General features: G+C 36.0%; 12 protein-coding genes. 8 read left to right on the plus strand and 4 right to left on the minus strand.

The genetic code is table 11. The features are described from left to right. The first annotated feature begins 134 nt into the window (after positions 1 to 134). The 4 genes from ACFXN8_RS14325 to ACFXN8_RS14340 all read left to right on the plus strand — a co-directional run bounded on the left by ACFXN8_RS14325 (position 135) and on the right by ACFXN8_RS14340 (position 4020). On the plus strand, positions 135 to 992 hold the full coding sequence (locus ACFXN8_RS14325; protein ID WP_386845972.1) for a CvfB family protein: 858 nt from the start codon (positions 135 to 137) through the stop codon (positions 990 to 992). A gap of 429 nt (positions 993 to 1421) precedes the next feature. Continuing rightward, positions 1422 to 2336, plus strand: a complete 915-nt coding sequence (locus ACFXN8_RS14330) for a DUF1002 domain-containing protein (RefSeq protein WP_386845974.1) — start codon at positions 1422 to 1424, stop codon at positions 2334 to 2336. Between the two features lie 155 nt (positions 2337 to 2491). Beyond that, the gene (locus ACFXN8_RS14335; protein ID WP_376072580.1) at positions 2492 to 2773 is read left to right on the plus strand and encodes a GNAT family N-acetyltransferase; all 282 of its coding nucleotides are present in this window, start codon (positions 2492 to 2494) and stop codon (positions 2771 to 2773) included. 938 nt (positions 2774 to 3711) lie between these two features. Continuing rightward, the gene (locus tag ACFXN8_RS14340) at positions 3712 to 4020 is read left to right on the plus strand and encodes a hypothetical protein (RefSeq protein WP_386845976.1); all 309 of its coding nucleotides are present in this window, start codon (positions 3712 to 3714) and stop codon (positions 4018 to 4020) included. 13 nt (positions 4021 to 4033) lie between these two features. On the opposite strand, the gene ACFXN8_RS14345 is transcribed toward ACFXN8_RS14340, so the two are convergent. From ACFXN8_RS14345 to ACFXN8_RS14355, 3 genes are all read right to left on the minus strand, one after another. After that, positions 4034 to 5179: an MFS transporter gene (locus ACFXN8_RS14345; RefSeq protein WP_386845978.1), complete on the minus strand. Its 1146-nt coding sequence runs from the start codon at positions 5177 to 5179 to the stop codon at positions 4034 to 4036. Positions 5180 to 5300: 121 nt separating this feature from the next. Then, positions 5301 to 6821 carry a succinyl-CoA:acetate CoA-transferase ScpC gene (gene scpC / locus ACFXN8_RS14350; RefSeq protein ID WP_376072592.1) on the minus strand — a complete coding sequence of 507 codons (1521 nt, stop codon included), beginning with the start codon at positions 6819 to 6821 and terminating at the stop codon, positions 5301 to 5303. A 513-nt stretch (positions 6822 to 7334) separates the two neighbouring features. After that, entirely contained in the window at positions 7335 to 7985 is a 651-nt protein-coding gene (locus ACFXN8_RS14355; RefSeq protein ID WP_376072595.1) for a LytTR family DNA-binding domain-containing protein, read from the minus strand. 509 nt (positions 7986 to 8494) lie between these two features. Here ACFXN8_RS14355 and ACFXN8_RS14360 point away from each other — a divergent pair. From ACFXN8_RS14360 to ACFXN8_RS14375, 4 genes are all read left to right on the plus strand, one after another. Continuing rightward, a complete protein-coding gene (locus ACFXN8_RS14360; protein WP_376072704.1) occupies positions 8495 to 9289 on the plus strand; it encodes a helix-turn-helix transcriptional regulator in 795 nt (264 codons plus the stop codon). Positions 9290 to 9455: 166 nt separating this feature from the next. Next, complete coding sequence (gene yidC / locus ACFXN8_RS14365; RefSeq protein ID WP_386845981.1) at positions 9456 to 10217, plus strand: membrane protein insertase YidC; 762 nt, start codon at positions 9456 to 9458, stop codon at positions 10215 to 10217. A 55-nt stretch (positions 10218 to 10272) separates the two neighbouring features. Further along, a complete protein-coding gene (locus ACFXN8_RS14370) occupies positions 10273 to 10521 on the plus strand; it encodes a hypothetical protein (RefSeq protein ID WP_386845983.1) in 249 nt (82 codons plus the stop codon). A 180-nt stretch (positions 10522 to 10701) separates the two neighbouring features. After that, a complete protein-coding gene (locus ACFXN8_RS14375) occupies positions 10702 to 11478 on the plus strand; it encodes a M15 family metallopeptidase (RefSeq protein WP_386845985.1) in 777 nt (258 codons plus the stop codon). Positions 11479 to 11531: 53 nt separating this feature from the next. Here ACFXN8_RS14375 and cls read toward each other — a convergent pair whose 3' ends face one another. Continuing rightward, positions 11532 to 12989, minus strand: coding sequence for a cardiolipin synthase (cls, locus tag ACFXN8_RS14380; RefSeq protein ID WP_386845987.1), 1458 nt, complete (start codon positions 12987 to 12989; stop codon positions 11532 to 11534). Positions 12990 to 13111 lie beyond the last annotated feature (122 nt).

The following is a 13111-nucleotide window of genomic DNA, read 5'->3' on the forward strand; positions in this document are numbered from 1 at the left end:
TTTTTTGTAGCGAAAGCAAAGCGACAGCTACAGATGTTTTTTGTAGCGAAAGCAAAGCGACAGCTACAGATGTTAAAGCCTTCGGCGGATAAGTTTTTTTGCGAAAATGATGGTAAGAGGGAAAGGAAGACAATATGAACGAATTAAAATCAGGTGAAGTTGTTACATTAACTGTATTAGAGCAACAAGCATCGAAATGGATCTTAACAAATGGAGTTGACGAACTGCCCTTAAATGCTTCAGAGGTGACAGAGCCACTTACAGTAGGTGACCGCCTTGAAGTATTTTTATTTGCGGATCGTCGTGGCGATTTAGCGGCTACAACAGCTATCCCATCTTTCGTACAAGGGGAATATGGCTGGGCTCGTGTTCTAAAAGTAGCCGAGCATGAAGGGGCTTTTGTAGATATCGGTACTTCACGCGAGGTGCTAGTGAGAGCTGAAGATTTACCTGCAATACAAGAGCTTTGGCCAGCACCAGGCGACCATTTATTTATGACATTGCGCACAGATCGCAATGGTGATTTATTTGGACGTTTGGCAACTGAAGAAAAAATTTTGGAATTATTTGAAGGTGCATTTGAAGACATGCACAATAAAAACATTAAGGCACGTCCATATCGTTTATTACCAGTTGGCTCATTTTTATTAGGTGTAGAAGTTCCGTACCGTATTTTTGTCCATGAATCAGAACGTAATGAAGAACCTCGTCTTGGACAAGATGTTGTTGTTCGTATTATTGATGTAAAAGATGAGGGTTCGATGAATGGTTCACTTTTACCACGTAAGCATGAGCGTATTTCAGGTGATGCGCAAAAAATATTAAATTATCTACAAGAGGTAGGGGGAAGAATGCCATTTGGCGATAAATCCTCACCTGATGAAGTTCAAGAAATGTTTAACATGAGTAAAGGTGCATTTAAACGAGCGTTAGGTACACTTATGAAAGCTGGTAAAGTGAAACAGCAGGACGGTTGGACAGAGGAAATTTAACTTCTTTCAGCACATGTTTCATGTAGCGAAAGCATAACGACAGGTACAGAAGTCTCCCACCTCTACAGTTGGTGAGAAGAATGCGGTTTTAAGTCACTTTTCAGCGGGTGTCCAAACATCAGCTGAAATAGAGGAACTCAGTCTAAGAACGCCACGTCCTGTGGCATTACCGAAATGACCGACATCGTGTCGGCCCTCGTGCAGGCCTAAGCACAAAGCCGATTCCGGACGCAATTATGTCGAGGTATAATTGATTGTAGGAGACATTCGTCTAAGATAGAATGAACGACTACTAAATAAAATTAAAGAAAATGACGAGAGCCACTTTGAAACCTTCTCGTCTTTTTTTCGTACTAATTATTGTTTACTAATGGATTGGCAAACATTATACAGGCCAAATGAGTTTTCTAACGAAAGGGGTCACACAATTTGAAAAAAACGTGGATAAAAATACTAACTGCGACTATGTTAGTGTTTGGCGTGATGGCACCAGCAACAGGTTTTGCAGCTGATAATACGCCACCTAAAGCAATTGATGAAAAATTAGGAGCACCAATCGTCGTATATGGTGCAAACTTATCTGAGGCTGAAAAAGAGTCTGTTAAAAAGTCATTAAAAGTGAACGAAGAGCCTGAAGTTGAAGAAATAACAGTATCAGGTCAAGACTTAGCTAAATATATTAAAGATAGTAATTCAAGTTCTCGTATGTATTCTTCTGCCAAAATTACGCGTAAAAATGCAGGAGAAGGTTTAGTTATTGAAATTGTTACACCATCAAATATTACACAGGTTACGTCTGAAATGTATGCAAATGCCATGCTAACTGCAGGTATTGAAGATGCAACAGTACAGGTGGCTGCACCTAAAGCAGTAACAGGTCATTCAGCGCTTGTGGGAATATACAAAGCATACGAAGTAACAACAGGTGAAAAGCTTGATACTGAGCGTACAGATGTTGCAAATGACGAACTATCAGTAGCAACTACTCTTACGCAATCAGCAGGAGTGGACGATGCCAAGGTTGCAGAGTTACTAACAGAAATCAAAAAAGAAATTGCAGAATCAAAGCCAGCAACTAAAGAAGAGGTTGAAAAGATTGTGCAAGAGCAATTAAACAAGCTTGAAATTAATTTAAGTGATAAGGACCGTCAATTGCTAGTTGATTTGATGAACAAAATTAGTAAACTAGACATTGATTTTGGTAAATGGTCTAAACAATTAGACGATATTAGCAGTACGATTAAAGAAAAATTTGGATCACTAATGGAAGATACAGGATTCTGGGGAAGTGTGAAAAATTTCTTTGTTAATTTAAAGGATACAATCGCATCATGGTTTAGTTAATTCATAGAAAAGAATCTGCAACACTCTCTCCCGATTACTAGAGAAAGTGGCAGATTCTTTTATTTTTCAGGGATGAGACTTTTTTAAAGTGTTATCCGCCAGCTTTGTAAAAATATAAAAAGCTATGTTACTATGATAAAAAGGAGTGGTGAGAAATGGAATTTCAATTACAACAGCTAGCGGAACAAAAGTATGCTTTTGTTTATGAGCAAGAAGGGGAAAGATTAGCGGAAATTACATGGCAGCAAAAGGGTCAAGTAATGGTAATGGATCACACATATGTATCAGATAAGCTCCGTGGCCAAGGTGTGGCCAAAAAATTGTTGGATCATGCCGCAACTTATGCACGTGAGCAAGGTTATAAAATGGAAGCGGTTTGCTCGTATGTAGTTGCAGCATTTGAAAAATCTAATGCTTACGATGATGTAAAACAATAAAGTAAAACTTTAATCAGTGGGGGATTTTTTATCCCCACTGATTATTAGTCTTCACCAATCGGGCGTTTACGGGCAGTTTTAATCCCACCTTACTTCTTTAATTTTGCTAATTATATGGTGAAACCTACTGCCTTTTAACTTCTTTCAGTAAATGTTTTTGTAAAACATTTACTGAAAGAAGTTAAAGCCTCCGGAGGATGTCACAGAATCGGAAAGGAGTTCACATAGGATGTTAGCCTAAAGTCAGCGCATCCATGCGATAACGACTAACTGACCTGCATTGTGCCGCTGCCGCTACGCTTTCGCGCAAAAAACATCTGTTGCTGCCGCTACGTTAGCACTGCGCTTTCGCACAAAAAACATCTGTTGCTGCCGCTACGTTAGCACTGCGCTTTCGCACAAAAAACATCTGTTGCTGCCGCTACGTTAGCACTACGCTTTCGCACAAAAAACATTTGCAGGTCTAAGCACAAAGCCGATTCCGGAGGCATAATTGAATTTTTGTAAATCATCCGTGCCGCTCCTTACAGTAAAATACTATAAATTAGTATTGTTAAGATGCCTGCTCCACCTACTAATGAAGCCATGTCTACCCAATCATATAATGAATCTAGATCTTTCATGATAATCACCCTCCTATTATTAGTATTAATTCATTAATTCCCTTTACTTGTCCTTTATAATCATAAAAAGTTATAAAAATATTGTGATATATGAAAAAAATTTTACCATAAAATTTTGTAGAAGTATGATTAGCTATGTCTATAAAAATATAGGCGTACTAGGAAATATCTTTATATAATGGAAGCAAAGGGGAATAAATGACTACTCTCTTTTTATATATGCTGTAATGTATATAAAAATTATGTTTAGTCCTCAAAAAATAGGGAAAAGATATAATATAGAGCCAGTTTCTATATTTTTGGGAGGGATTTATAATGGCAAAACGTAAAGGATCAGGTGTTGTGCTAGTAGGGTTAACTTTAGCAGCATCTTATTTAAGTAAAAAAGAAAACCGTGATAAAGCATTAAGTATGCTTAATAGTGCAAAATCTAAATTAACATCTTATTTGAATACAACGAATATGGAGATGCACGAAAACATTACAAAGCGTATATCTACTGAAGTGGCGACAGAAGCCGGAACATCTCCAACAAAAATAGCTTCAAATGAAATGGTTGCTGAAGGTGGAGGGCATACAGGTATCAATTATTTCAATGGAGAAATTCAGGAACAAGAGAAATAACAACAAAACCTTCTCATTTTACGTGAGAAGGTTTTGTTTGTGTACATATGATGATCGTTGCAAATACTAATAATACTATTCCGGTAAATATAAAGCCGCTGACAATACCTAGTGAGAGCCATCCGAGCAGTGAAGAACCTAAGACAACTCCTAGTGAGAAGAAGGCATAAAAATATCCATAGGCTTTTCCACGGATTTCAGCAGTCGTGGAGTCTATTAAAAGGGAATTTACTGATGGGAATAAGAAGCCAAACCCGATACCGTAGCAGGACATTGCAATATAAAGTAATGTACTTGAATCCGCCTGACTTATTAATAATTGGCTGATCCCCATTAAACCTATACCAAATGATAATGTTTTAATTGGGGCAACCTTATCGAAAATACGGTTAGTCGGTAAAATAAACACGAGTACAGCAATAAATCCAAATGTACTCATCAAAGTCCCGCTTAAACGTGAATCAAAGCCTAAAGATTGTACTTTTAGAGGAAGGAGATAGGCAATAACCCCTTGAGAAAACATTAAAAAGAATGCACTAGTGAAGGCTTTTAATGCACCTATATTTTTAAAAAGTACATAAAAAGGAATGTTTGCAGTCGGAGCAGACTTTTCTTTTTTTACTTGATTTGATTTTAGCAAAAAGAAGGAAAGTATCCCCAATGAGAGCATAAAGCCTGCTGTTATATTAAAAACGAATGGTACGCTAGTACGACTCGCTAAAATTCCACTAAATGCAGGGCCAATTATTGCGGCGATGCCAACAAACGCTCCAGAGATAGCACTACCCTTACCTCTTTTTTCTTGCTCAGTTGCATTTGCTAAAAATGTGAAAGCAGCGGGAACGATAAAGCCCGCAACCAATCCATGTACAAAGCGGACTACTAATAGAACAATAGGATCTTCTACTAAATTATAAAGTGAAAGTGAAAGACCTGTTGTTAAAAGACCTAGGATTAAAATAATGAATGGTCCCTTACGATCTGTTAATAAACCAGAGATAATATTACCAAATGTATTGGAAAGGGAATACATACCTACTGCTAGGCCGGTAATGAAGGCTGATGCCCCTAAGGATTCAGCATATGTACTCATGACAGGAAGTTGGGTAAATAAGTCGAAAAATGAAAAGAATATAATCAAATAGATAAGCTTCTTCATAGTTCCTCCAATAGAAAATTGTATAAGTGAGAATGAATATCACTCTTAGTATACCATTTTCAATAAAAAAGAACGCCCCATAAGTTTTTTGACTTAATGAGGCGTTCCTGAATTATGAAAATTAAGCTTTAGCAACTTCTTTTTTCATTGTTTTGTTTTTAGCAAGATTTACGTGCCAAGAAAGTGCTTCCTCTAAAATATGAGGTGTTTGATGGCCGCCAGTTGCTTCTAGAGCACGGTTATAGTAATCCCAAAGTTGTTCTTTGTAATCTGGGTGTGCACAGTTTTCGATAATTAATGGCACACGCTCTTGTGGTGCAAGACCACGTAAGTCAGCAATACCTTGCTCAGTTACGATTACATCGACATCATGTTCAGTGTGGTCTACGTGAGAAACCATAGGCACGATTGAAGAGATAGCGCCGCCTTTTGCGTATGATTTAGTTACGAAAATACCTAGACGTGCGTTACGTGCAAAGTCACCTGAACCACCGATACCGTTCATCATACGAGTACCAGATACGTGTGTTGAGTTTACGTTTCCATAGATATCTAATTCAAGAGCAGTGTTGATTGAGATTAGGCCCAAACGACGGATAAGCTCTGGGTGGTTAGAAATTTCTTGTGGACGTAAGCAAATTTTATCAGCATATTTCTCTAGGTTGCCGTAAACTTTTTTCTGTAATTCTTCAGTCAGTGTAATTGAAGTAGCTGCTGCAAATTTAACTTTACCAGCATCAATTAAGTTGAATACAGCATCTTGAAGTACTTCAGAAGCAACAACTAAATCTTCAAATTCTGAATTTGCGAAGCCGTCAAGTACAGCGTTTGCAACAGAACCTACACCAGATTGTAATGGCATTAATTGTTTTGTTAAGCGACCAGCTTTAATTTCATCGCTGAAGAAGTCTAATAAAATGTTCGCCATTTTTTGTGTTTCTTCATCTGGTGGAACGATTAATGAAGGAGCATCTGGCTCTTCAGAAATAACAATCGCTTTAATTTTAGCTGGATCTACTTTAATACCGATGTCACCAATGCGTTGCATAGCATCAGTCATTGGGATTGCTTCACGTTGACCTTGTTCACCTGGAACATAGATATCATGGATACCTACTAACGCTTCTGGGTGAGAGATATTTAATTCGATAATAATATTCTCAGCGTATTCAGCGAAGACTGGTGAGTTACCAACAGAGTTTGTTGGGATAATAAATCCATCTTCTGTAATAGCAACAGCTTCAAGGATTAAATATTTAATTGGTCCAATAATTCCTTGACGAACTAATTCAGCATTATGCGAAAGATGAGCGTCTACATATAGGACATCACCAGAGTTAATTAAATTACGGATCGTTGCATCCCCTTGGAATGGTCCACGTTTGCGGATAACACCAGCATCAGCTAAGTATTTATCTACTTCAGGTCCTAAAGAAGCCCCTGTATATACATCAATTTTAAATTTTTCGTTTTTAGCGCGCTCTACTAAAGCCATAGGAACAACTTTCGCGTCCCCCGCACGAGTGAATCCACTCATACCAACTACATCACCGTCAGAAATCAGTGCTGCAGCTTCTTCAGCAGTAACAATTTTACTTTCAAGTTCTTTTAAGCCTAGGCGTTTTTGAACAATTGCATCCATTAAAAAATCCTCCCCTAAAAAGTTTGATGGAAACCGATTACAAAACTAGAAAAAACGTGTAAGAATTTTCTGTTTATTTAGTTGTAGTATGACACCAACCATTTGAATAATACTATCACCAAATTGTCACAATTACTTTAGAAATAGCATTAAATTGAGTAAAAAGAGGAAAAATGAGCATAAAAACGAATTTTCGACAGAGAAAACGTTTTAATGTAGAGCTACAAAGGAAATTTTCTAAAAATAAAAGATTAAATAACATAATGGGGGGTGATTTTCGTTCCAACTGTGCGCTTTGCCGCTGACGCTTCGCTTTCGCACAGATAAAACAATTGTAGCTGCCGCTTTGCTTTCGCTACAGAAAACATTTGCCGCTGACGCTTCGCTTTCGCGCAGAGCAGAGCTTCCTGGGTGCGTCTGATGAGCTTTAACGTGTCATCCTAAACTGTTGGTGATGTGCAGTAAGAAAAAAGTACAGCGAACAATAAAAATGCTCGCTGTACTTATAAAAGATTAGAAACCTAAAGAACGACGGAAGTAACTTGCGTAGCGTTGGCTAACTGGAATGCGAGTACCGTCTTTCATAATTAATAAAAACGTTGAATGAGAATCTGGTTGAATTTCATCAATGTAGTCAATGTTAACGATATAAGAGCGGTGACAACGTATAAATGAGTCAGGTGCTAAAAATAGCTCAAGATCACTTAGATTTAAGCGGTGATAACCTTCACGACTCATTGTTTTAACAAATGTTTTTCGAAGCTGTGTTTCAAGATAAATAACTTGATCATGTTTGATTGGGTACCAGCAGTCATCAATTTTAATAGTAATATAGTTCGTTAAAAATGCTGATGGCTTTTGTGGGAAGATTGCAGTGATAGCACCCGTAGTTTCGCCTTCCTCCATTAAAGGAATACTCATGCCATAATATGCTACTCCAAATACATCAGGCTCAATGTAAGAACTAATCTTTTGCCCGTAGTTTAACGCTTTATGAGCCGCTGAACCTTCTTTAATTGGGTCGCCAGGTTTGATTTTTAAATCAACTTTTTTGCTTGCTTGGTAGTACAAGTATTCGTTTGTATCGGAGATTGCAATGGAAGTATTCTCAGGGAAGAACTCCTTAATAATCTCCATAATTTCTTCTATTTGTTTTGGATCCACTATAAACACCTCGTCTAAACTTTTAAAAATAGTATTATCATCTATTTTACTACATATTCGTATAAATTATATAGAGAAGATTTCGGAATAAAAAAGAGAAATGTCGATTGATGAAAAATATAGGTGCGAAATGCCATTACATAATTTGTAACAAATTTTAAATAATTACTAATTCAATTTGATATATATATGGTAAAATTTAATTGTGCGAAATAAGTTTACGAGGTTTCAACTGTGTATATATGATAAATTAGAACTAGTGTGAAAGACAAAATGTGGTTGAAAGGAAATCGCAGAATATGGTAAAATTCACTGTATAGTCTAATTTTTTTTGTAACGGGTGGTATAGTTGGGTTATTTTTTTAGTTATATTCATTATATAATATGTGAAATATGACTCAATTCGTACAATTAATAAGGAAATACTATTTTCTTATTTTGAAATAAGTAGATTGGTGTCAAGAATTGTAAAAGCAATTCGTGCAATCTGAGGAAAGATGGGGAAGATTATGCAACTACATCAACATTCTATGTCAGAAACGATATCCAAAAGATACTTTCAGGAAATCGATAGTATTAACCAATACATCGGTGTAGAAGAATTTTTTAATATTGAGTCGAAATTAATATTTGAAATTTACCATTTAGAATCTGCGAAGGCTAAGAAATCTTTGCATAAATTAATTGATATTCTTTCAATACGTTTTGGCAAACAAGTCATTAAAATTGTTCGAAGTTATTTTTCTGTTTTGTCGTCAATTGTTGCACGTAAATTGCTAGACAATCAAGTTCCTTCGAAAAAGGCTTTTGCTTTTAACATTGCTTGTAATGATATGATTGAAAATCAAATGAAAGATGCGGAATTTTTACAATTCGCGGATGATTTAATTGATTTTTTTGTCTACTTTATCGCAGATCGCAAGCAACCGACTTTCCGTCACCAGACCGTTAATAAAGTAATAATGTATATAAATGATGAATTGGAAAATGACTTAACAGTGGAAAGCATCGCAAATAATTTTCATATAAGTACTAGTCACTTATCACGTATTTTTAGAGAGCATGTTGGTATTACGCTAGTTGAATATCTAAATGTTCGTCGAGTAGAAGAGTCACAGTACTACCTTAGACATACTAATAAAAGTATAACTTCTATTTCAGATCAATTCCATTTTTGTAATCAAAGCTATTTTACCCGCATCTTTAAAAAATATACGGGGGTAACGCCCAAACATTTCCGAGACGAGCTACATCATGAGTTTTATCGTTTTGAGATGGCGGAATCGGAGCTTCAAAACGTTTAAAGTCATAAGAAGATTAATAAATAGATGCGACGTCTTAGCGATGCTATAGCTCGCATCTTTTTTTATGCTATCAATGACAATGGAATTAGTAGCACTTGCTATTTGATAAAAATAGGACCTATAATGTATACTTCATTTTAGTTGATAAATAATAGTAGGTGGAAAAATGAAAAATTTGAAGCTATTCTCAATGCTTGGACTTGTCGTTTTTGTTCTTAGTGGCTGTCAAGCTGTGCAAAACAAAGAAGGTTTTTTCTATAGTATCTTTGTAAAACCTATGGAATTTTTATTGGAATTTTTCGGTAATACTATTTTTTTAGGTAGCTATGGTTTAGCAATCATCGCTATTACGGTTCTTATTCGTTTAATTTTAATGCCGATTATGTTAAAAAATTATCGTTCGCAACAAAAGATGAAAACGAAAATGGATGCGTTTAAGCCTGAAATGGAAGCTGTTCAGAAAAAGATGAAGGAAGCAAAGACAAAAGAAGAGCAAACGCAGTATCAACAAGAAATGATGGCATTATATCAAAAACATGGTATCAATCCACTCAACATGGGCTGTTTACCAATGTTAATTCAAATGCCAATTATCATGGGTCTTTATTTCTCTATTTTATATTCTACAGATGTGAAAGCACATGATTTTTTATGGTTTAAATTAGGTTCACCTGATATTGCTATGACAATTGTCGCTGGTCTTGTTTATTTAGTTCAAGCACGTGTATCATTATGGACAGTACCAGAGCAACAAAAAGCACAAATGAAAATGTTTATTTATATTTCACCAATTATGATTGTCTTTATCTCGATGTCATCTATGGCGGCCCTACCACTTTATTGGTCAGTCAGCGGTGCATTATTGATTATTCAAACATATATCGGTAGAAAATTCTATTCGGAACATCCGGAAAAAATAAACTCATAAAATAATTTTGTCGAGGCGCCTATGTAGCCTCGATTTTTTTTAGGAGGACAGTAAGATGAATATAAAGTGGCTATCATCGATTCTAGTCGCGATTTTTAGTATTGCGGCTATCGTATTTATTATCATGGGTAACTTTAACTTTGCGGTATTTGCAATGACGATTATGTTTGCTGTATCGAATGGATTTAGGGCGAAAAGTTTCAAAGAGCAAGGTTATATAAAAGAAGCAAAATGGATGAAGTACATGGCAATCTTTTTCTCAATTGCTTCTCTAGTAGTGTTTATTATTATTCTCACAGACTAACAGATTAATTTTAAAATCATTGGTGAAAATCTACACCCTAAATTGTGAACAGTGCTAAAATGAGACTATACCAATATAGTACAAAATAGTATCGGTACTTACTAGGACTGTTCTTTCTAAATTCTTTGAAAGAGGATACTTACCATGTAGTACTGGATAACTTAAAAGGGGTAAAAAATAGTGAAAAAGAAACGTTTACCACTCATTCTGGGTGCTTTAATCTCAGTGGTGCTTATTGTATCTATTTTCGTAGTGTATAACTATAAAAATAAACAGATAAGTAATGCATCAGATGAACAGGACCAACAAACAGCAGAACCGACTAAAAAAGATTCACCAGTAAAAGAAGAGCCGAAAAAGACAGCGGATAATCCTGTGAAGCCTGAGCAGAAGCTAGATGAAAATGGCTATGTACCAAATCAAACATTACCAACTGAGCCGACATATATTAAAGGGATTTTATTAGCGAATAAAATATATCCGCTACCATCTACCTTTGCGCCTGAAGAAAGTCCTGAGGCACGTCAAGCTCTAAATAAAATGTTTGCTGCAGCAAAACAACAAGGTTTTGATCTAGTAGCTTTTAGCGGCTATCGATCTTTTGACTATCAAACAACATTATATAATAACTATGTTAACCGTGATGGGCAAGCTGCCGCTGATCGCTATAGTGCTCGCCCGGGTTATTCTGAGCATCAAACCGGTTTGGCCTTTGATATAGGGGAGCGCGGTAAAGATAAATTATGGCTAACTGAAGAATTTGGTGAAACACCAGCAGGCCAATGGTTATTTACACATGCTCAAGACTACGGCTTTATTTTACGATTCCCCCAAAATAAAGAAGACATCACAGGTTATATGTATGAGTCATGGCATTACCGTTATGTTGGTGTAGATATAGCAAAAGATATTAAAAAACAAAATAGTACGCTAGAAGAATATTTAGGTGTGAAATAAAAAAAGGGAAGAGAGTTGTTCGTAACGAACTAGCTCTCTTCCTTTTCTGCATTCTACAAGATAGGTGTTAATAAGCGTGAAATGGATTCTTTAAATTTAATTAGTGTGGAACGATTTTTGTACATTTCCCAAGTTAATTCAGTGCAATCAAAAATATCCTTTTCAAACACCTCAGCAAGCTGATGTGAAATCGTTGAGTCATAAATAAAGGCATTTACTTCAAAATTTAAACTGAAACTTCGTACGTCAAGGTTTGCAGTTCCGACTGTAGATGCTTCATCGTCAATAATAATTGCTTTAGCATGAATAAAGCCCTTTTCATAAATATAAACTTTTGCTCCTGCACGCAATAATTGTCCTACGTATGAGTATGTAGCCCAATAAACAAACATATGGTCAGGCTTATTTGGAATCATGATCCTTACATCAATACCTGAAAGCGTTGCAATTTTAATAGCTTCTAAAAAACTAGCATCTGGTATGAAATATGGCGTTTGGATATATATATATTTTTTTGCCATATTGATAAGCTTTAAATAACCAATTTTAATTTGTTCCCATTCAGAGTCAGGGCCGCTAGACACGATTTGTAAGCCCACATCACCTTTTTTCGGAATAGCAGGGAAGTAACGGTCCGAATAACCCATTTTCTGTTGTGCGCAAGCTTGATTCCAATCAAGTAAGAAGCGTGTCTGTAATGGATGTACGGCACTACCCTCAATACGTAAATGTGTATCTCGCCAATAGCCAAATTTCTTTTGTAGACCAAGGTACTCATCCCCGACATTAAAGCCCCCGATGTAACCAATACGGCCATCAATCACAACAATTTTCCGGTGATTTCTAAAATTTAAACGAGGGTTTATAAGTGGAAAAATAGATGGGAAAAATACTTCGATTTCACCGCCTGCATTAAGCAATTCCTTGAAATGGCGCTTTTTAACGTTGCGTGAGCCCATTTCATCATATAAGATTCTTACCTTAACCCCTTGCTTTGCTTTTTTTATAAGTTTATCAATAATGCGTGTACCTAAGTTATCTAGACGGAAAATATAATATTGAATGTGAATATGATCTTTTGCTACCTCAATATCTTTCAGAAGTTGCTCAAATTTATTTGCACCATTATCAAAAATATCAATGTGGTTGTCCTGCGTTAATACTGCATTATTTGTCTTAAGATGCATATAAATCATTTCTTTATAATTTTCCGCATTTTCTATACGAAACTCGAACGTATTATCTCGGATCGCTTCTGTCTGATAGCTAATGAGGTTATCGATACCAATATCCTTGCGTCCTTCCCAACGGAATAAATGCTTTCTCCGTAATTGTCGTCCAAATAGCAAGTATAAAATAAACCCACCTAATGGAATGAAAAATAGTACGAGAATCCATGCCCATGTAGAAGTGGCATCTTTACGCTCTAAAAAAATTATGACCATTGCTGCTAAAATATTGACAAACATAATTAACGATACTAGATATCCAAAGTCTGTAAAAATACTCATTCCTACACCTGCCTTTACTATATTTTCGCAATATATCTAGTATAGCTTACTTTATATGTGGAAAGAAGATAAGAAATTTGTTAGTAAGCATGGAAAAGGATTACCTCCAAAACAAGAACGAG

It is taken from the genome of Lysinibacillus sp. NPDC059133, assembly GCF_042755925.1.
Taxonomy (GTDB): domain Bacteria; phylum Bacillota; class Bacilli; order Bacillales_A; family Planococcaceae; genus Lysinibacillus.